The 20,805-nt window shown below is 40.9% G+C and carries 24 protein-coding genes; 7 read left to right on the top strand and 17 right to left on the bottom strand.

Going from position 1 to position 20,805, the window contains the following annotated elements; translation table 11 throughout:
- Positions 1-47 precede the first annotated feature (47 nt).
- The 7 genes from thiM to BGP15_RS01825 all read left to right on the top strand — a co-directional run bounded on the left by thiM (position 48) and on the right by BGP15_RS01825 (position 5,878).
- Entirely contained in the window at positions 48-851 is an 804-nt protein-coding gene (thiM, locus tag BGP15_RS01855) for a hydroxyethylthiazole kinase (protein WP_286753736.1), read from the top strand.
- On the top strand, positions 841-1,473 hold the full coding sequence (thiE, locus tag BGP15_RS01850; RefSeq protein WP_286768561.1) for a thiamine phosphate synthase: 633 nt from the start codon (positions 841-843) through the stop codon (positions 1,471-1,473). The genes thiM and thiE overlap by 11 nt, the downstream gene beginning before the upstream one ends.
- Positions 1,470-2,309, top strand: coding sequence for a bifunctional hydroxymethylpyrimidine kinase/phosphomethylpyrimidine kinase (thiD, locus tag BGP15_RS01845; protein ID WP_286768560.1), 840 nt, complete (start codon positions 1,470-1,472; stop codon positions 2,307-2,309). The genes thiE and thiD overlap by 4 nt, the downstream gene beginning before the upstream one ends.
- On the top strand, positions 2,296-2,952 hold the full coding sequence (gene tenA / locus BGP15_RS01840; RefSeq protein ID WP_070567862.1) for a thiaminase II: 657 nt from the start codon (positions 2,296-2,298) through the stop codon (positions 2,950-2,952). Before thiD ends, tenA begins: the two co-directional genes overlap by 14 nt.
- A 242-nt stretch (positions 2,953-3,194) precedes the next feature.
- Positions 3,195-3,938, top strand: coding sequence for a GIN domain-containing protein (locus BGP15_RS01835; protein ID WP_159333064.1), 744 nt, complete (start codon positions 3,195-3,197; stop codon positions 3,936-3,938).
- A gap of 323 nt (positions 3,939-4,261) precedes the next feature.
- The gene (locus BGP15_RS01830) at positions 4,262-4,840 is read left to right on the top strand and encodes a DUF1572 family protein (RefSeq protein ID WP_286768559.1); all 579 of its coding nucleotides are present in this window, start codon (positions 4,262-4,264) and stop codon (positions 4,838-4,840) included.
- Positions 4,841-4,990: 150 nt separating this feature from the next.
- Positions 4,991-5,878, top strand: a complete 888-nt coding sequence (locus BGP15_RS01825; RefSeq protein ID WP_159333066.1) for a helix-turn-helix domain-containing protein — start codon at positions 4,991-4,993, stop codon at positions 5,876-5,878.
- On the opposite strand, the gene BGP15_RS01820 is transcribed toward BGP15_RS01825, so the two are convergent.
- The 17 genes from BGP15_RS01820 to BGP15_RS01740 all read right to left on the bottom strand — a co-directional run bounded on the left by BGP15_RS01820 (position 5,875) and on the right by BGP15_RS01740 (position 20,795).
- Positions 5,875-6,681, bottom strand: coding sequence for a porin family protein (locus BGP15_RS01820; protein WP_083296038.1), 807 nt, complete (start codon positions 6,679-6,681; stop codon positions 5,875-5,877). The two genes, BGP15_RS01825 and BGP15_RS01820, sit on opposite strands and share 4 nt — an antisense overlap.
- A gap of 28 nt (positions 6,682-6,709) precedes the next feature.
- Positions 6,710-7,600: an urea transporter gene (locus tag BGP15_RS01815; RefSeq protein WP_286768558.1), complete on the bottom strand. Its 891-nt coding sequence runs from the start codon at positions 7,598-7,600 to the stop codon at positions 6,710-6,712.
- A gap of 10 nt (positions 7,601-7,610) precedes the next feature.
- Positions 7,611-8,408, bottom strand: coding sequence for an urease accessory protein UreD (locus BGP15_RS01810; protein ID WP_159333069.1), 798 nt, complete (start codon positions 8,406-8,408; stop codon positions 7,611-7,613).
- A 2-nt stretch (positions 8,409-8,410) separates the two neighbouring features.
- Positions 8,411-9,049: an urease accessory protein UreG gene (gene ureG / locus BGP15_RS01805; protein ID WP_046675418.1), complete on the bottom strand. Its 639-nt coding sequence runs from the start codon at positions 9,047-9,049 to the stop codon at positions 8,411-8,413.
- 12 nt (positions 9,050-9,061) lie between these two features.
- Complete coding sequence (locus BGP15_RS01800; RefSeq protein WP_286768557.1) at positions 9,062-9,751, bottom strand: urease accessory protein UreF; 690 nt, start codon at positions 9,749-9,751, stop codon at positions 9,062-9,064.
- Positions 9,752-9,792: 41 nt separating this feature from the next.
- Complete coding sequence (locus BGP15_RS01795; RefSeq protein WP_286768556.1) at positions 9,793-10,368, bottom strand: urease accessory protein UreE; 576 nt, start codon at positions 10,366-10,368, stop codon at positions 9,793-9,795.
- A gap of 3 nt (positions 10,369-10,371) precedes the next feature.
- Complete coding sequence (locus tag BGP15_RS01790) at positions 10,372-10,959, bottom strand: hypothetical protein (protein ID WP_286768555.1); 588 nt, start codon at positions 10,957-10,959, stop codon at positions 10,372-10,374.
- A gap of 157 nt (positions 10,960-11,116) precedes the next feature.
- The gene (ureC, locus tag BGP15_RS01785) at positions 11,117-12,838 is read right to left on the bottom strand and encodes an urease subunit alpha (RefSeq protein WP_286768554.1); all 1,722 of its coding nucleotides are present in this window, start codon (positions 12,836-12,838) and stop codon (positions 11,117-11,119) included.
- Complete coding sequence (gene ureB / locus BGP15_RS01780) at positions 12,835-13,209, bottom strand: urease subunit beta (protein WP_153845819.1); 375 nt, start codon at positions 13,207-13,209, stop codon at positions 12,835-12,837. Before ureB ends, ureC begins: the two co-directional genes overlap by 4 nt.
- Before the next feature lie 18 nt (positions 13,210-13,227).
- Complete coding sequence (ureA, locus tag BGP15_RS01775) at positions 13,228-13,530, bottom strand: urease subunit gamma (protein WP_070567883.1); 303 nt, start codon at positions 13,528-13,530, stop codon at positions 13,228-13,230.
- Positions 13,531-13,706: 176 nt separating this feature from the next.
- Positions 13,707-14,057, bottom strand: a complete 351-nt coding sequence (locus BGP15_RS01770; RefSeq protein WP_070567885.1) for a hypothetical protein — start codon at positions 14,055-14,057, stop codon at positions 13,707-13,709.
- A gap of 186 nt (positions 14,058-14,243) precedes the next feature.
- Positions 14,244-16,778: a TonB-dependent receptor gene (locus BGP15_RS01765; RefSeq protein WP_286768553.1), complete on the bottom strand. Its 2,535-nt coding sequence runs from the start codon at positions 16,776-16,778 to the stop codon at positions 14,244-14,246.
- Entirely contained in the window at positions 16,723-17,316 is a 594-nt protein-coding gene (locus BGP15_RS01760; protein ID WP_236560238.1) for a GNAT family N-acetyltransferase, read from the bottom strand. The genes BGP15_RS01765 and BGP15_RS01760 overlap by 56 nt, the downstream gene beginning before the upstream one ends.
- Positions 17,317-17,410: 94 nt before the next feature.
- On the bottom strand, positions 17,411-18,253 hold the full coding sequence (locus BGP15_RS01755) for an ABC transporter ATP-binding protein (RefSeq protein ID WP_159333073.1): 843 nt from the start codon (positions 18,251-18,253) through the stop codon (positions 17,411-17,413).
- Complete coding sequence (locus BGP15_RS01750) at positions 18,250-19,266, bottom strand: FecCD family ABC transporter permease (protein WP_236586027.1); 1,017 nt, start codon at positions 19,264-19,266, stop codon at positions 18,250-18,252. Before BGP15_RS01750 ends, BGP15_RS01755 begins: the two co-directional genes overlap by 4 nt.
- Positions 19,263-20,264, bottom strand: a complete 1,002-nt coding sequence (locus tag BGP15_RS01745) for an ABC transporter substrate-binding protein (RefSeq protein WP_286753728.1) — start codon at positions 20,262-20,264, stop codon at positions 19,263-19,265. Before BGP15_RS01745 ends, BGP15_RS01750 begins: the two co-directional genes overlap by 4 nt.
- On the bottom strand, positions 20,265-20,795 hold the full coding sequence (locus BGP15_RS01740; RefSeq protein ID WP_286768552.1) for an urease accessory protein UreE: 531 nt from the start codon (positions 20,793-20,795) through the stop codon (positions 20,265-20,267).
- Positions 20,796-20,805: the final 10 nt, after the last annotated feature.

Raw genomic sequence — 20,805 nt, 5'->3', positions numbered from 1 at the left:
TTCTTCCCTCCAAGGCTACACCGTACATCTTAGCATATGTAAAAAGAATGGAAGATTCAATTATCAATTTGTTAGCGCAGCTGAGGGTCGAAAAACCCCTTGTACACAACATCACAAACCTAGTCGTGATGAACAATACGGCCAACGCACTGTTAGCCCTAGGAGCGTCCCCCGTAATGGTACACAGTCCTTTAGAAGTACGCGAAGTTGTCGATATTGCGCAAGCTCTTGTTATTAATATCGGCACTTTGAGTGAAGATACAGCCGAAGCTATGCTGGTTGCTACCGAACATGCCAATACCATTGGACGGCCATGGGTACTTGATCCTGTTGGTGCTGGGATATCAGCATTCCGCAATGATTTATTAGCCAATCTACTGGATCTCAAACCAACGGTTATTCGTGGAAATGCATCAGAAATCATGACGCTGTACAATTTCAACCAACCGAACACAAAAGGAGTCGACAGCACGACAGCGAGTAAAGATGCGCTCCGATTTGGCCAATTATTGCAAGAGCAAACCGGTTCCATTATCTGTATTTCCGGAGAAGTAGACTATATTCTTTCCGAACAATACAGGGTTGAAGTCTTTAATGGCAACCCTTTAATGACACAGGTAACTGGACTTGGCTGTAGTGCTACTGCACTTATTGGTGCATTTCTAGGTGTTACAGACCAATATGTTGAAGCAGCTGTTGCCGGCGTTTCCATTTTGAGCTTGGCGGGAGAACTCGCAGCCCAAACAGCAGCTGGCCCGGGTACCTTGCAATTGAATCTCTATGATGAACTCTATAAGCTCAATGCAGAACGTCTAAAATCAAAGCTCAAGATCAAATGTTATGCGCATTAATCCGCTTTTTCCCTACCCTTTATATTTGGTAATTTCTGAGCGGGACTGTTATCCTCAACATTGGCTCAATGTCGCCGAAGAAGCCATCATTGGTGGAGTCGATCTTATTCAATTACGCGAAAAAGCTGACGATCCCGCTACATTTTTGGATAAAGCCATGCGTTTGAAAAAACTGACCGATCGTTATGGTATTCCGCTCGTGATCAATGATGCCGTAGCAATCGCTGCCCAAATCGAGGCATGGGGAGTACATGTGGGTCAAAATGATTTGCAGCCGCTCCCTATTCGCGAAAAATATGGCGATAAATTAAACATAGGCTGGTCCATAGAAGATATGCAACAACTGGAAAGTCCACAAATGTACGCCGTCGACCACCTTGGTGTAAGTCCCATTTTTTCTACGAGAACAAAAATGGACACGATTACTGAATGGGGAATTGCAGGTTTAAAACAACTTCGGAGTAGGACGGAAAAACCATTGATCGCTATCGGAAGGATGAATTTACAAACAGCAGAAGAGACCTGGAATGCCGGTGCAGACTCCATTGCAGTCGTTTCGGCCATATGCCAAAGTCAAGATCCCAGAGCTGCCAGTGCACAACTAAAAGAACTATTAAAATGACAAAAGATAAAAAATACCGCGTCCCTAGCGTACTCAGCATTGCGGGGTTCGATGGTAGCGGTGGTGCAGGTATACAAGCAGATACCAAAACCATATCTGCATTAGGTTGTTATGCCATGAATGTGTTAACTGCCTTACCCGTTCAGAACACACAAGGTGTAAGACGTATTTATGACATTCCTACAGCAGCCGTCCAGGACCAATTAGATGCTATTTTTGACGACATCTATCCCGATGCAATTAAAATAGGCATGGTACACCATATTGAACTTGTGGAGCTTATTAGCAGCTATTTAAAAGAATATAAAGGGCCTATCGTATTTGATCCAGTCATGGTCTCGACCAGCGGGCACAAGCTCATTCACGATGATACAATTCAGGCCTGCATTGAACTTCTTTTTCCTTTGGCAACGCTGATTACACCAAATTTAGACGAGGTAAGTGTTTTAGTAGACCAAGTTATTGACGATGTCGAGAGGATGAAAAAAGCGGGAAATAGCCTACTGGCGAAAGGTTGTCAATCCGTTTTGATTAAAGGCGGGCATCTCCAAAGTCAAGAATTAACATCCCTATTGTTCCAGCACAAGAATCCACCAATTGAATTCAAATCTCAAAAAATTAACAGCAAAAATACACATGGTTCCGGTTGTTCGCTTTCTTCAGCAATTGCGAGCCATTTGGCACAAGGCGTTGGTCTCGATAGCGCGGTTGAATTCGCATTGGCCTATATACACGCAGCAATAGCTGGTAGCAAAGACCTCATCATTGGCAAAGGAAATGGGCCATTAAATCACTTCCACAATCCGATTAAACTTATTCAATATGAACTGGACTGATCATGCCTGGGATTCAATAACATCAATTTATTCAGATATACTCACTATGCCGTTTATTGTTCAGCTTAGTGATGGTAGTCTTCCCCTGGATAAATTTCAATTTTACATGCAGCAGGATGCTTTCTATTTAGAAGAATTTGGCCGTGTGCTCGCCTTTATAGGTGCAAAAAGTACGGATAACCAACAAGCATTGGACTATTTCGAATTTGGTCGCAATGCGCTACTTGTTGAACGGGCATTACACGAAAATTACTTTCGGGAATTTGGTTTAAGTCCTGCCGACAAGAGCAACAAAATCGAACCAACCTGCCATCATTATGTTCATTTTCTTAAAAGCGTAGCCGCTTTCGAGAGTATTGAGGTTGCTATGGCGGCAACACTCCCCTGTTTTTGGATATATAAAGAGGTCGGAGATCACATTGTATCGACAGCAAATACACAGGGAAATCCCTATTCCAAATGGATAGCAACTTATAGCGGTGAGGATTTTGCACAGGGCGTTATCAAGGCGAAAAACTACGTTGACAAAATTGCAGCAGAAACTACTGCAACAAAACGGGAGAAGATGCGACAAGTATTTATAACAGCTTCCCAATTAGAGTATCAATTCTGGTTAGCGGCCTACAAACGAAGAGTCTGGTAAACAAACTATTGTCCGATACCGAACAGTTGATGTTCAAAAATGAGCATGAACGAAAATAGCACTCAGGAACAAAACTAGTGTTTAATCAGTATTTTAAACGGATTTAAAGTTTTGGCATTACTATTATACTATAGGTGGCAGTTAACGATAGAGCGTATGCATAAGTGCATAAGAAACGATAAAAAGGGAAATTAAAATGAAACTTTCAGTAAAAATAAATTTAAACTAATAACAGAAAAATAATGAAAAGAATCTTAACCATTGCCTTTATTTCATTTTTATATGTAGCTCAGGCACAAGAACGCGAAACACGTAAGATCACTGCTCCAGATGGCATTTCATCGGCAACTTCATTACGTGTAGATTATATTCACTCTAATCGCAACGAGGTTATTGTTGAAGCAGATAATCCCGAACATTTATCCCTTATCGAAACGACTGTAAAAAACGGTACACTGTATGTACAGTATAAAAGAAACAGTTCAATCAGAAATGCGAGAAACAATCGCGTAACTGTTTACTCAAGCAAGATACCGACACGCTTTTCGGCATCATCCAGCAGTTCGATCTATACCGATGAAACGATTAAGGCAAACAAAATTTCTGTAGACGTATCCTCCTCCGCAAAAATATCGCTTAAAAAATTAATTGCTGATGATATCAACCTTTCAACGAGCTCTTCTAGCAAGTTAACGACAGATGTCAGCAGTAAAAATTTGCAAGTATCGGCAAGCAGTTCGTCTAAGCAGGAAATTGCGGGTAGCGCTTCAAATTTAAATTTGAACACCAATTCATCCGCATCGGTTGACATGAGCCGTTTCTCGACAACAAATGCCCAAGTACAAGCCAATTCGTCTGCAAATGTTACGCTCAGCGTGAAAGAAAACTTACAGGGAAATGTTTCTACATCGGCAAGAATTGCGTTAAAAAATCAACCAAAAAATGTCCAAGTTGACAAATCAACAAGTGGCAGAGTAGTATTGTAATTTTTAGTGTGGTCTTTAAAAAAGACTGTTTATTTATGTTTAATGTTTAGTTAGCTTAAAGGTGATACATACCCCAGTATCACCTTTGCTTTTATTAGCATTTTTGCTCACACTTCTCCTTCTCCTTCTCCTTCTCCTTCTCCTTCTCCTTCTCCTTCTCCTTCTCCTTATAAATTCACACATTTATCACCTCAAAAAACTTTATCAGGAAATTAATGACATCGATAGCAAAACCAGATTTCAGCTAAAAAAATTATTTTAGGTCCCGGTTTCAGGACATTTTTGTATATTAATATTCATATAAATGCCAAACTTTCGACGCAATGGACAATTTTTTAGCGACTTGTATCAAGCAATTTCAATATTATAAATCTTTGGGTGATAAAACATTGGCACAGTTAAGCACTGAACAACTCTTTTGGCAACCCAATGATTCGAGCAATAGCATTGCATTAATTGTTAAACATTTAGGTGGAAATATGCTTTCCCGATGGACCGATTTTCTCACCACAGATGGCGAAAAACAAAATAGAAACCGTGACCAGGAGTTTGAGAACAGTTGGGTAGATCGCGATGAGCTTATTACCTATTGGAATGCTGGATGGTCCTGTCTGTTCCAAGCAATTGAATCCCTCGAAGAAGAAGATCTCGCTAAAATCATTTATATCCGTAATCAAGGACATACCGTCATGGAAGCGATCTTGCGGCAGCTAGCACATTATCCCTACCACATCGGTCAGATGCTCTATATTGGGAAAATATGTTTGGATGATAAATGGACCTCCTTATCGATACCCAAAGGTGGTTCAGCGTACTATAATAGGGAGAAATTCAGCCATGAAAAACAGCAACAACATTTCACGTCGGAGTTTATAAAAGGGAATCAGGACAATTTGTCTTAAATAAGCTTTTTCACTTAGTTAACACAATAATTACTTGATTGGAAAGCATCGGATGCTAACCTAATTTCCGCAAACTTTTAAGTATATTTGTCATACATACAACTATTCCTTTTTTTTGATTTCATTGGTAAGTAGGTTGTCTTTAAAACTATGAAAAATTCGATTAAGATCATCAACAATTACGAGTACAAAAAGTTATTTTTACCGGATGTTTCTGAGCACAATTTATTCAATGAGAATAAAATTCAAGTCTATCGAATCGAGAATTACCTCCGCAGTATCCTGATGCCTGTCATCCCCTATCGTACGACGTTTAATTTTCTCATTTTTGTAACGAAGGGGTCCCTGACCCAACATCTCGAAAGCGCATCCTATACCTTAACCGAAAATCAAGTCATTAACATCAAACAAGGTAATATTACGGCTACGCTGGCAATCTCTGATGATGTAGAAGGTTTTTTCGTGGTTTATGAAAATGAAATTGTAACTGATATTGAGCTTGGCATAAACGATATTAAATTTTTCAATTCCCATCCTTTTACCACACTTAAACCACATGTAGCACATTGGATCCAGCAAATGTTGATGTTATTGGAAGAGGAACTTTTTACCGAGGGCCGCGTAATGGAAGTCTGCATATCCATGATGCAGTGTATCCTATTGAAGGTGATAAAATCGGATATAGAGACTAAGGCGCCGATGAGCCGACAGCTCGATATTGCTTTCCGTTTCCGCGAATATGTACAAAAATTTCATATCGATCATAAAAACGTGTTATTCTATGCCAATTTATTGCATATTTCAGAAAACTACCTCAATAAATGTGTAAAGGAAGCGACAAATAAACCTCCGAAGCAATGGATTAGTGAAATAAGTATCTTACATAGTCAGATTCTGCTGCAGGATGCTACGAGAGATATTGCCGGTATAGCCTTTGAATTGAAATTTCAATCGCCCTCCTATTTCACCAGGCTATTCAAAAAAATCACTGGGTATTCACCCAGTGACTATCGGAAACATAAGTTTATGGCGGGCTAATGCTTTTTACGGTAAGGTAAATTCCAGATTAAATCTACGGCTAAATAATGAACCCCAAAATCTACTTTGTCATAGCCTTTAATTAAGTCATTCATATAACCCAGATCCAATCGCAAAGGTGTCTTTGGAATATCTGTCATGTAATAAAAACCCAAACGGGTCTCTTTATAGCCAAAGCTAGACCAAGTACTAACAGGTTCGTAGAGCTTGCTGATTGCAAAAAGTCCTTCAGCGCTCAACGCCAATTCCTGCTTATTTTTAGCCGAAATTTTGAAATTTAGCTGCGACTTCAAGCGGGTCCTAAATTGAAAATTCTCTTCTGTCTTTTGAAAATCGGCTGTAAAGAACTTTCGGAACTCTTGCCTTAATGTATTTTTCCATTTCAAACGATCATTAAGGGTCAATGTATACGCATATCGTCCATACAACCTAAACTCTTGCTCAACACCTTCGTTATGATATGGGGCAGCCTCATCGTAAACGTTTTGGCGACGATAACTCAACGCATAACTATATTGTTGATTTTTAGCAAATTTATGATAGACCTCATGGTTTAACACCCAAATAGCCTGCTTGTGAAATGGATTTGAATCGTCGGGTGTACTTTTAGTTCCCAAACCAATATAGGTCAATGCTTCCTTCGTTCCAGCACTGTCTAACTTCCTACGCAAGCCCAAAACCGACCAAGATGCGGTCCTTGCTTTTCCTAATCCCGGCGGACTGACTTGTCCGTACACCGTATTTACATGAATTCCCAATAAGAGCATTATTGGGAATAGTTTTATTAAACGAAATTTAAACATACATAAAATTTTAGTTCACAAAAAAGGACTAGGAAGTCCCTTCAGCTGATGAAAACCTATTCACCAACCATTGATCGATAAGTTTGACAGGGTGCATAGCCCACATCGCAAAAACAAATGGAAAAGTCAATGTTGTCCATCCGTTGTGAATCAAAAAATGATCGAAATATGTTGCGATAATTGTTCCGATTAGAACATATACACCATCTCTAACGCGGGGGCCGCTTAGGGCAATTCCAACCAAAACCGCATTGAAGCTAAAAATGCCATTATTGGTCATATCTACAGATTCATGGCCATGGTGTGATATATAAACACTGATGATAACAGCAGCGAAACCGTAAAGTGCGCCCATGGGATTGCTCAGGAAAACCCCGATGAAAAAGATCAATCCAGCAATTAAACTACCCTGAAAAATAACCTGACCAAAGGCATGGCCTTCAATTAGGAAGTCATCCATTTCCTGAATATCAACAAAATGCTCGGGTACAGTCCGCAAGGCCAGTTCTGGAATACTCAACACATACAATGCGATCCAGGTAATTAAGATAAAAGGAAATGTAAATACCGGCAGATTCTTCTTTAATGCAAACCCCATCAAAATGGTGGTCAACGCAGATCCTACGATTAAGGCTCCCCATACCCAAACGTTTGTCTGGAAATAGAAAACCAAAGCAATACCGTAAAGCGTAGCATTAAATCCGAAAAGTCCATCATTGATATGTTCCTCATCAAATTTCATCAACTTGGCCGTCAATACGCCTACGATGTTAGCGAGAACCCCTGCAAAGCCCATAAGTGCCGAATCATAAATAATGGCTCCGATAAATAAGATACCCGTCCAAATGTTACCCTGTAACATAATCTGCCCAAATCCTTTAAAAAAAGCTTTTATAAAAGCTAGGATGTTATTTTTCATTGGAATATAATTAGTTGTTATTCAAAAATATGTTGCCCCATAGTGCGCTTTGCATTTCTTTAAAAAGAAGATAAAGCTGTTCGGCACCGTTACCTAAAACACGAACCATAAAACCGTCATGCTGCAATTCGCTAATCCCAAACGCGACGTCTTTGGTTTCCCCGTACTGTTCATGGAAAGCCTCGATCCAGTCGCTTGGATTCAAGCCGGCACTATTCAGATAGATCAACGTTCCCTGGTGCGTATAGCCTTCCAAAATACCCAGACCTTGTATAGGCATACGATCTGGCTGAAGCAATACATTATCCTTCACCACGAGCCTACCATTGACATAACATTCTGTCAGATTTTGAAAGTGATTGTACATAAACTCTTCACCGGACATTTTCCGGCCACAGGTCACGATTTCACTCAGCAATAAGTGACAATTTGAAGCAAGATGTACAATGTTATGGCTCAAAAAATGAGACGAATGCTGAGGTACGACGGGATGGGGTACATAAGAAAAAACAGCATTTTCGCCTACATTCACTTCCATCGTTTGGGACGAATGACCTTTCATATGAAACAAACGCTGATAAGCCTGCGTTTGTAACTGTAACTTAGACCCCGGAGCAATATCAACTTGAATACGATGGTCATCTCCATCCAACAAACCAGGCGATGAACTCATAATCATCAAGTACGCTGCATTGTCTTTTTGATATTGCCCAACAGGAACGATACGAAACGGTTGTGTCGCATATGCATCTTTTAAAAAGGATTTTCCTTCGCGATGTGCTATCTTAATAGCTAAAGAACAAATCATAATTAACGTAGTAAATTAGGCTCCTCAATATCTTGAAGGAGTGCGTATTTTTTAATCCAGCCTACGATCTCTTCCAAACCATCGCCGGTTTTTAGATTTGAAAACAGGAATGGAGAACCTTTACGCATTTTACGCGCATCATGTTCCATCACTTCTAGGCTTGCGCCCACATAGGGTGCCAAATCTTTTTTATTAATCAACAACAGGTCTGATCTTGTAATTGCCGGCCCACCTTTACGCGGCATTTTTTCACCTTCGGCAACATCAATGACAAAAATGGTGATATCGGCAAGATCCGGACTATAAGTAGAAGTCAGGTTATCACCACCACTTTCAATTAAAATCAACTCCAAATCCGGGAAACGGCTAGCTAGTTCATCTACAGCTTCGAGATTCATACTCGCGTCTTCCCGTATCGCCGTATGGGGGCAACCGCCAGTTTCCACACCGATAATTCGTTCACGGGGAAGCAAACTATTTTTGGCCATATATTCCGCATCTTCCTTGGTATAAATATCATTCGTAATTACGGCAAGATCAATTTCATTCATCAACCGTCTGCTCAATCGTTCCAATAATGCTGTTTTACCAGACCCTACTGGACCACCAACCCCTATTTTAACATATTTTCTATTTTCCATTTTAATTGTTTTTTAAGAAATATAAACTCTAGAATATAATCGTTCGTGTTGCATGCAACGGATGTCAAATCCAATGTTGCATAAGCCCACTAAATTCCGTTCAACGGTTAAGGTCTCTTTGCAGAGATCAAGTATATCATCATGTAAACCAAAAAGTATATCTTGGCCATCCAACTGTCCTAATGGCACAAGTTTTACAGCGTTGGTCACCATCGTAATGGCGGCATTATAATAAAAGCCGTGTAATGCTTCTTCCAAAGGAATTTCTAAAAGTGACGCCAACATGCCATACATCAAACAGTAATGGCTATCTACTTCCTTCTTTTGGATTAATTCACCCCAGGATAGCATAAAATCCTGCTGTTGATAACGACTGAATATTTTATAAATACGTACACCCAGTTTTTTACTGGCATCGCGAATTTCTCTTGGGCTTTTTAATGCTGTACATTCTTGATCTAACGCGATCAATGCATCTATGTCCTGCGAAGAAGTTGCTTCATAGGCCAATTTCATCAAAGCAGCATCATTGTACTTCAGATTATACCAGAGGTTATGACGCACATAGTTGTCCGCCGTAACTTTATCACAGACCAAGCCCTGTTGCACATAAGTCTCCAGTCCATTTGAATGGGTAAACCCTCCAATTGGTAATGTAGGATCTGCGAGATGGAGTAACTTGCCTAGAAATGTATTTTTCATTGACATTATTTTTTATATAAGTATATATCTTCAAGGATTTATCAGCTCCTTGCGTAATCTTCTCTATCATTGGGCATTAAAGCGATACCGGCTGTTGCCGCTTGCAAATTCACAAAGGCCTTGTCGTTGATCAAGAGCGGTATATTCTTCGTTGAAGACTTCATCTTCTGATGATGCTTGGGATCGACATTTGCATTGAGCTGACGTAAAAGTTGGCGCTCGCCACGCTGCGGGTCAAATCCTTGTTTCTTTAGCCATTCGTACATTGACCGTTCATAAGGCATAAGCAATTCATTTGCCTCCACAAATAGAGGCAAATGTTTATTTCCAATTTCGCTGCTTACAAAAGCAGTTCGCAGGAAATCAATTGCCATGACACGGATGACTTCACAAGGTTTGATCGTTACCACAACAATTTTCTCTTCGTCTTCGTACAAGACATCACCATCCTGCAAGCTGGATGTATTACCCAACAATTTGACGGCAATATCCATTCCCTCCGCTGTACGTAAACGTTGAATACGTTTGGTCGACTCATACCATTCAATAGCAAGCAAATCGAGACGCTTAGTGATCTGCTCCCCCTGAATATTACTTGTGATTTCCGTGATTATCATTTTTTAATTTTTAATAAATAGATTTTTAGACAAGCCTAAACCTACTGTAGATCCATTGATTCCCGTAATGAGTTCGTGATCATTGGGAATTGCAGCATCTTTACTATTTCTCTTTTTATAAGACAATTCTGCTACTTTAGCTTTTAATGCCCAGCCTTTTCCCAAGGCGATACCCACAAGCGGGTACACTCTGAATAGATAGCCATCGTATTTACCATCTACCATAGTACCACCGGTAGCGACATGTTGATCGCCCCACAAATAATGCACATCAACCTGGCCAATTAACATAAAATGCTCACTCAGGGGCCAAGTATTGCTATAGAAAGGTCCTATTTCATGCGAATGATCCGTAAAATCCAGTGCTTTATCCTTAACAGAATTGAATCCATAGTTTAGCCCCGCATTCATGTTGTCAGTGAAAAAATAAGCAGCACCCACCGGAGCGGCACTAAATTGATGCCCAGCTGTTGTTTCGTGGTAATTCAGTGCCCCATAAACCATGATACCTCCCTTTTGCGCATAGGCTGATTGTATGGTTAAGCACGCCATTGCTATACAACAGCCTAAAAATGTCTTCAAATTTTTCATTAGCGTAAATCGTATTTTAGCTTAATGAAGCATCATGAGCAATCAGTATTCCCTCTCTTTTATGCGCTTTTGATAAGCCCATGATGATTCATCAACCTATTGTTTTTCATAGCTTATGGCGTGACATCGGATCACGCCATAAAAAGTAGTTATAGGGTTAAAACAAGAAGTATCGTTGTCCCAACGAAACTGTATCAACAGGTTTTGACCGCAAGATCTCGCCGTCAAGACTTACCTCATAATTCTCTGGATTGACGATAATTTCAGGTGTGGCATCATTGTGGATCATATCTTTTTTGGAGATATTCCGACAATTTTCTACGGCAAGTAAGGTTCTTTCCAGTTTATACTCTTCTTTAATTCCCTTTTCCAATGAAATTTTAGAGACAAAGTCAAAACAAGTTTGGTGAACGGCTTTACCTAAACCGCCAAACATGGTTCTTAAGATGATTGGTTGTGGTGTAGGAATAGAAGCATTCGCATCCCCCATTTTTGAAGCGATAATCATCCCGCCTTTAATAATCATTTCTGGTTTTGCGCCAAATAAAGCTGGACGCCAGATCACCATATCGGCAATTTTACCAGGCTCGATAGAACCAACGTACTTCGAAATACCGTGGGCAATTGCTGGATTGATCGTGTATTTCGCGACATAGCGACGTGCACGGAAATTGTCGTTGTCCTTACCTTCATCTTCAGGCAATGGACCTACTTGTTTCTTCATCTTGTCTGCAGTCTGCCAAGTACGTATGATGACTTCACCTACACGTCCCATTGCCTGCGAATCGGAACTCATGATACTGAATACACCGCGATCTTGTAGTACATCCTCAGCTGCAATCGTTTCTGGACGGATACGAGAATCGGCAAAAGCCACGTCTTCCGGAATTTCTTTGCTCAAGTGGTGACAAACCATCAGCATATCCAAGTGCTCGTCAATTGTATTTTTTGTAAATGGACGTGTTGGATTTGTCGATGCTGGCAATACATTTGGATACATCGCAGATTTGATGATATCCGGAGCGTGCCCACCGCCAGCACCTTCCGTATGGAATGTATGGATCACGCGTCCGTTGATTGCCTGGATCGTGTCTTCCAAGAAACCCGCTTCATTCAGCGTATCGGTATGGATAGCCACCTGCACATCATATTGATCAGCAACAGTCAACGCTCTGTCGATTGTTGCTGGTGTAGCACCCCAATCTTCGTGGATTTTAACACCTAAGGCGCCGGCTTCAATTTGTTCAACAATAGGTTGTTCAGTACCGACGTTTCCTTTACCAAAAAAACCAAAGTTCATTGGAAGATCTTCAACAGCTTGTAACATGCGGCGTAAATTCCATTTACCCGGTGTTACTGTAGTTGCATTTGTTCCATCCGCTGGACCTGTACCGCCCCCGATCATTGTTGTAACACCACTATATAAGGCCGTTTCAACTTGTGTTGGACTGATATAGTGGATATGGGTATCAATACCACCTGGAGTTAAGATGTATCCTGATCCACCATGCACCTCCGTAGAAGCACCGATAATCATATTTGGTGTAATATTATCCATGGTATCCGGATTTCCAGCACGACCAACACCAACAATTTTACCATCCTTAATACCAATATCACCTTTCACGATACCCCAGTGGTCAATAACAATAGCATCAGTGATCACCATATCCAGTGTACCTTCATCACGTGTATGAACGGAAGATTGGCACATCCCGTCACGCACGGTCTTACCACCACCAAATTTGGCTTCATCGCCATAGTAAGCGTAGTCTTTTTCGACTTCAATAATGATATCTGTATCTCCTAAACGGATTTTATCTCCACTTGTAGGGCCAAAGATGGCGCTATAATTTAATTTGCTAACTTTTAAACTCATGACACTTTGTTTTTAAAGCCTTGTTCTTTTACTTTTTTCATTGCATTTGCTTTCGCAACTTCGGTTTCGGTATCTCCATTTGCCAAATCATTGTGGCCATAGATCCTTCTTGCACCTGCATACGGAACCAATTCGACATCTTTTGATTCGCCTGGTTCAAAACGTACTGCAGTACTTGCGATAATATTTAAGCGCTTACCAAAAGCTTTCTCGCGATCAAACTCCATCATTTTGTTCACTTCAAAGAAGTGGAAATGTGAACCTACCTGAATGGGCCTATCACCTGTATTTGTCACAGTGATGGTTGTAACTTCTCTACCTTCATTGCAGATCACATAGCCATCTGCAATAAAAAATTCTCCTGGGATCATAGATTATATTTTTAACAATTAGCGAATCGGGTTATGAACAGTAACCAGTTTTGTACCATCTGGAAATGTTGCTTCTATCTGTACATCATGAATCATTTCGGGCACACCTTCCATAACATCTTCACGTGTCAACAATGTTGCACCAAACTGCATCAAATCGGCAACAGTACGCCCGTCACGAGCAGCTTCTAAAAGTTCACTACTGATCAATGCAATAGACTCCGGATAGTTTAATTTAAGTCCTCTAGCTTTACGTTTTTTCGCTAGTTCGCCGGCAAGATGAAGCAATAGCTTCTCTGTCTCTCTAGGTAATAAATGCATATAAATATTATTTAAATTGTTGTTATTCGAATTAAAAACAAGTCACGGTGGGTACAGGTCACGACAAGGTCATACGACTTAAAAAAATCGTTCAAAATCGTGATGAATAGGACAGATTACACCCCTACATAGCGCAAGGTCTGTCTTTTCTCAACCCTTGTAAGAAATGGAAATTTTTACCCCAGAAATGGGATCTTTAAACTTTGGAAAAGAATATATTTTGGCGGAAGGATCAATCGATCCATATAAGGCCTTCTGTTATTCTGAATTTTGAGACGTACAGGATAACAGAATACAAAAAGACAAATTGAAAGCACGCCCCAATAGAGCAGCTTGCTCCATTCATCTTTGAGGTCCATCTGTTCGGTGATATCATAGACATCATGATCTTTAACCGCGGCTAACAGATTTTCCCGTTCTGACTGTCCTAAAGCTTTATCTACATGAGAAGGAAATACAGACAGACTTAGGCGGACGAGGGGTAAATGCTGAACAGTAGAATGTGATGGCATAGCTATTCCTTTCATGAGCAGGGTGCTCAAAAGAAAAACTAAAAAGATTAAACTATACCTCATTCTTGCGTTCACAATACTATTATTTGTTGTTCAAATTTACAACCAAAGCGGGCTACTTGACTAGCACAAATCTTGAATTAAATAGTCCAAATTTGTTGAAAAAGCCCGCTTTGGCGGTTTTAGATTACTATTCCAGCATTAAAAAGAGTAACCCACTGATACCATGACATTTCGCGGTGCACCAGCAAAGGCTCTCGTGTAGTCAAAACCACCTAAAAAGTAATATTTATCGAATACATTGTTCAGATTTAAGGCCATTTTCATCGCACCAATGTGGTAATAGGCAGCAGCATTTACAGTGGTATACGAAGGCCATTGCCCCCAGAGTGCATTTCCTTCGCTATCCTTTCCGATACTGTTATCCATCCTTTTACGATCTACATAATAAACACCGGCACCAAAACCCAAACCTTTTAATGTACTAGCTGAAAACACATATTTCAACCAGGCACTCGCCATATTTTTAGGTGCTCCCGGTAGGGACTGCCCGATTTCAGAAGGAACAGAAGATGATTTTACCTCCGTATCATTATAGGTATAATTGGCCATAATCTGGAACTCACGTGTCAACTGCCCACGCACATCGAGTTCGACACCCTGCGATAGCGCTTTGCCAGATTGTCTATACTCCGGCAGCCCTGAATCGTTGATAGCCCCTGTGGCAATGAGCATATTCCGTCGTTCAATTCGGAATAAGGATAGATCAACTTGCAATTGCTCTTTAAAAAAACCAGCCTTCATCCCCGTTTCCACCTGGAAACTCCGCTCGGCATCAAAGGGTTTATCGGCACCATAATCTTTATAGTTCTGAATAAAATTGGCGCCCACAGGCACAAAGCCCTGTGAATAACTTGCAAAATAGTTAATTTGCTTATTTATTCCATAGGTTACACCAAAACGAGGTAATAAGGCATTTTGCGTTGCATGAAAGCGATTTTGTCCGTCAAGTGTTTCAGAAGAATAGTGCTCATGACGAAGACCTACAATAAGTTTCAATCGCTCGTCAATGCTGATTTGATCCTGAATATATTTACCCGTTGTTTTATAAGGGCTCAAAAAAGGATAAGCGACTCCCGTGCGCCACACATAATTCGTTAGATCATGCGTGGTATAAGTGGGATTGTTCAAATCAAAAGTCAACGGGACGACTTTGCCATCTACAGTTTGCTGCCGCGCCTCCCGCAATTGATTTTCTTTGTCGCCCCGATATTGTGCAAAATCAACTCCTGCAACAAAATGATGATCGACTCTATCGCCCAAAAGATCCCACTTAACATAACCCACAACATTATCTGTATAGTCACGTCCATGACGATCAAAAAAACGCATATTCATAATGGTATTATGTGGCGCATCAGCAAAGGTGTTCATTGTCCGATGTTCGTTGACATCCTCCTGATAGATGGATTTCATGTAGCTCAGATTCAAACTAACATGTTCTGCCAGACGCTGAGACAAGCGGCCGCTTAACGAAAAAGTCTTGGAATTATAAAAATCGGAAGGCTGGCTCAACGTAAATGATCTTGGCAAAGCATAAAAGTTATTTTCCTTAATACCCATTCCCCGATCAAGATAACCGTTGAACTGATTATACACCATATCAATATCCACCACCGTGCCCTCAGCTGGTTTAAAGGTGAACGAAGGAGCCACCATGATTCGTTTCTGGCGATTTACATCGCGGAAAGTCTTTGTATCTTCGTAACCCGCATTAAAACGATATAAAATACGTTTGGCACTGTCCAGAGGTCCACCGAGATCCACAGTTGTTCGCATCGTTTCAAAACTACCACCTGAAAAATTCACATGCCCTCTAAAATCTTCCAAAGGCTTCTTGGTCGTCATATTAATTGTACCACCCGGTACGATATCTCCAAACAAAGATGCTCCTGGCCCTTTCAAAACCTCGATATTTTCAAGATTGATTGTTAAGGGAGAATTATAATAACTGTTACCATAACCATACCCCGAGCGTAAGCCATTGACAAGCCGTACACCCGTTTCATAACCGCTTTTAAAGCCACGAATGACAACATCATCATAGGAAGATGCTTCGGTCACACCAGCCAAATCCTGAACCAATGCCCCTGTGGTGAATGCCTGCTTATCCTCTATAAATTCCTTACTTAAAACAGCAACAGATTGTGGAAGATCTTTTAATTTTCCAGCAAATTTTCCGCCCAACTCCATGTCGTTTGTCAGATAAGAATTGTTGCGTCTACCTGTTACCAATACCTCATCCAAGGTATTATCACCGGCCACCATCAGTAATCGAACTCCTTTTTTTGCATTCCAGCTAGCGGCGTTCAAATCCAGCAATACAGGCTTATACCCAATTGCATCTGCACGTAACTGTATAGGAAAGGAAATTATTCCGGTAAAACTAAATTCGCCCTGAGCATTAGAACTTGTCTGTTGTTGTCCATCGACTAAGGTCAGTGTAACCCCAGCGATGGGATCACCGTTTTCATCCTGAATTTTTCCAAATAATGCTACACCTTGTTGTGCATATACGGCTCCCGGTACGGAAGCGCTTGTCAATAAAGCGAAAGCTAGCGCTTTCATCATGTTGTTCATTAGAATAATTTTTCTTTTTTTTGGATTACCCAAATTGGGTTTAAGCAATACGATCAACGAATAATTCCATGTGTATCGTTGGAAAATTCGATTCATTACAATAGTCCTTTAATTGAAAGCCTTGTTTTCCCCAAAACTCATAGGCTCCTGTCAAGAATGGGTGCGTATGTAAATAAAGCCTTTCTATACTTTTCTCCTTAGCTACAGCGACCAAACTTTTGAACAAGGCTGTTCCTAAACCTGACCTACGGTAACTCGGATCCACAAAAAGCCGGGCAACTTCCACCGTTTTCCTTCTGTCTATATCCAAATGCGGAAAACGGTAGTCATAAGCCGACATACCAACCACGCCGATCAAATTACCCCGATGATCTTTTGCCTGCAAGAATGCAGCAGCTTCAGCCTCAAGATACACTGCTGAAAATGCGAGTAGATCCTTAGGAAGCTTATTGGAATCCAACATCGGAAACAACTGTTTCCGAAATTCAATGACATAAGGTAATACGACATCAATATCCTCCTCTTCAACACGAGATATGGTTATATTTTTCAACTGAGGTTGAGCGGGAAGAGATCCCTTACTCATCCGTTTATTTTCAATCAATATATGACCACTGTCTTTAAATATATTCATAGTGTTATCGCTATTTTAAAATAATCGCCCCGTAAACTGGGCATTTCACCTACAAACCATGATGTTTTTACAAAGGCGCTTACTCCACACTTCATCAGGGTGTATTCAGCTCAGTGACGGTTGCTGGACTATGTTCTGCCCCCTCAATGGGTTCAAATGCCGCAGCACCACTCAGCATCGGAACAAACATCCATTTCTTTTGATTTTCCAAACTAATCAAAGGAAGTTGATAGGTCTGTTCCAATAAATTTCTTACTTGTTCCCGATCCAGACCATGGAGGTCCACGAGCCTATTGTCTTTCATCAGATAAAACTGATCACCAAAAAGAAACGCCATGTTAGGGTCGTGCATTACACATAACACGGTTGTCCCCTCCTTGACCAGCTCTTTGGCGGTCTGCAGAACCGCAATCTGATATTTCAGATCCAAATGATTCGTAGGCTCATCAAGCAATAATAAATCAGGTTGCTGTACCAATACCCGACATAGTAACACCAATTGTCGCTCCCCTCCAGACAACGACGTATAGGGTTTGTCCTTTAAGTGTGTGAGGTTAAATTTATCCAAGATCTGTTCTACTGCCTCGAAGTCTTCTTTACTTGGTGAAAAACGAGAAAATGAAGCCCGTCCCGTCAGAATAACATCAACAACGCTAAAAGGAAATGTGGTCTGATGGAACTGGTTCAGAAAACCCAATTTCAATGAATTAGCCCGACCAACCTTCCAATCGCGACGCTCCGTTTCATTAATAAGAACCGATCCATCATATTTTTTTTCCAGCCCTGCAATAATATTGAACAGCGTAGATTTACCACTTCCATTCCGACCGAGAATAACAGAAAGCTTTCCTTTTGGGAATGACATGGTTACATCATTTAAAATGATATCCTTACCGTAGGCAAAAGAAAGGTTGTTGATATGAATCGAATTACTCATGAATTCCAGTTGATTTCATTACGACGCATCAGGTAAATAAACAAGGGAGCGCCAATAATCATTGTAAATACACCGATCGGAATTTCAAATGGCATGACCGCCCTAGAAAAATCATCGATCAGTAGAAGAAAAGTACCACCAATACTGATATTTGCCCACACAACAATATTGTTATTGGGGCCAAAGATCATCCGGCTGATGTGTGGAACAATTAATCCAAATAGACTTATTACCCCTACAGCTGCAACGGCTGATGCTGTAATTAGTGTAGCTACAGCAATAAATCCCAGCTTCAATATTTTCGGATTGACGCCAACAGCAATTGCTTCTTGATCGCCCAAGGCTAAAAGATTCAGCTTCCAACGAAACAGGATCAGGATAGCCAATCCTATTGTTATCGGCAGAAAAGCATGCTGTACTTTCGACCAGGAGGCCGTATGCAGATTCCCCATTGTCCATTGTACAATAGCTTGTAATTTATAGGGATCACTGATGTATTGCAACAAGGTTAACATGGCTGTAAATACTCCGGAAATAACCATTCCTGCCAATACCATCCCAATAATCGAGGTTTTCAAACCAGCATTTGAAACAAAATAAGTCAACCCCACAGCACATACACCAAACAAAAATGCGGATATATTGACCGGCAATAGCGGAAACAACATAGCCAATGCAGCCCCAAAAGCAGATCCCGAAGAAATACCCAATGTAAAGGGATCAACGATTGGATTCCTAAAAATGGCCTGCAAGATTCCGCCAGAAGACGCTAGAGCAGCTCCGACCATAAAGGTCAGCAGAATCCGTGGTAAACGTACCTGCCACAATATCGTATCCATATTATCCTTCAATACCGCAGTAGGGTGACCTAAATATCCCCCCACTTCCGATCCAATGCGTTGGCAGAGCTCAACAAAACCAATGTTCTGGCTTGAGCCCACCAATAGGGAAAACAATAAAACCAACAATGGCAGAACAACGAGCAATAACAGCTTTTTTAATTGATGCATCATTGAAGTAGTCCTGCTTTACCGTAAAGTTTTTCAAAAGCGATAGCCATATCCTGGTCAAGTTGCTGTTTCGTATAATCCGAAAAACACCAATGCCTTATCTGTTTGGCAAAAAGCATAAATTTGACGGTATGTGGGTCGAATGGAAACGACGGTGACATCACAAATACCTGTTTATTTCGCACTGCAGGTAAGGCCGCGAGTTCCTTTAAGTTATAGACGTCTGCCAATGTAGAATTCCAAAGAATAATGAGGTCCGGATTCCATTTATAAATTGTCTCTGCGCCGACATTTGGGGCTTCCATTTCCAACGGACAGGCGTTAGCTGCGCCCGAAAGGCGGATCGCCATATCAATCAAACTACCACGACCGGATGTCGAAAGTACCCGACCTTTAGACCAAGCGTAATAAACCTTCTTCTGTATTTGATCCTTGGGAGCAGTCATTTTTTTGATCTCCGCCGAAACAAACTGAACAATTTCTTCCGCTCGCGCTTTCTTTCCGAGTAATGCTCCCATCCCTGTCAGTTCATTAAAAATACTTTTTTCATCCTGCGAAGAAAAAGTGAACACTGGAATTCCAAGATCTTCTAGTTGGGAAATATTATCCTGATCGGTATTGAATGTCAAAACAAGGTCAGGGTTTAAGCTCACTATGCTTTCCACATTATTTGCCTGGCCTGTGAAAGTAGGTGTCGCCAGTGTTTTTTGTGCGATCCTATCATCCAATTTGGATAAAAACTTATAGGTATCTTCGACCTGATAAACCTGTTCAGGAATACCAACAAGGCTATTTTCAGCACCCAACATGTAGACTTCATCAACAAGGGACGGAAATAATACAACCACACGTTGTGCCGTATGCGCTAATACCACTTCTTTTCCACGGCTGTCGACAGCTTTCACTTGATTGCTGACCGCACCTGCTTGCCGATTTTGGCAGGCGCTCACCAAACACAAACATGCCAAAAGCAATACAGATATAATACGATTCACTTTCATCTACTTATTTTTTAGGACTTGCTTACGCGGATCAACATGTTCATCTGTTCCGCTTAAATCTGCTTTCTTTTTATTTCTCGCCTGCAGTCGAATCAAATTCTCGGATAACAGTAAGGCTTCCTCCAATTGAATCGAGGTTCCATACTTTGCCAGGACCTGCTCATAGAGCCGCCCATCGTAAGGAAGACGAAGTGATTGGGCATCTGTTACGTTGAATATGGGCAGATGTCTGTTTCCAATAAAATAACCAAAATCTGCAAGCTGCACCAAATCTATTGGATTGAATCTTATGGTCAACGTAGGCTTGACAACCAGGATCGCCTGTAGCGTTTCCTGATGAAATAAAGCATCGCCATGACGCCATTCCGCACCTTGCTCCAATTGCATAAAGATTGTCTTTCCGCCCGTTGTATTGCGTGTTAGGCGCCTTTTGTGGACTTCATACCATTCAAGATACACTTGATCGACTTCACTAAGAGCAAACTCATGCTTTGCTACAATTTTATCTATTGGTACAGGTAGCTCATTCATATTGTAAACC

The organism is Sphingobacterium sp. 40-24, from assembly GCF_001899705.1.
In the GTDB taxonomy this organism is placed as follows: Bacteria; Bacteroidota; Bacteroidia; order Sphingobacteriales; family Sphingobacteriaceae; genus Sphingobacterium; species Sphingobacterium multivorum.
The sequence above is the reverse complement of the archived record's forward strand: the minus strand, read 5'-3'. Positions and strand labels throughout refer to the sequence as shown.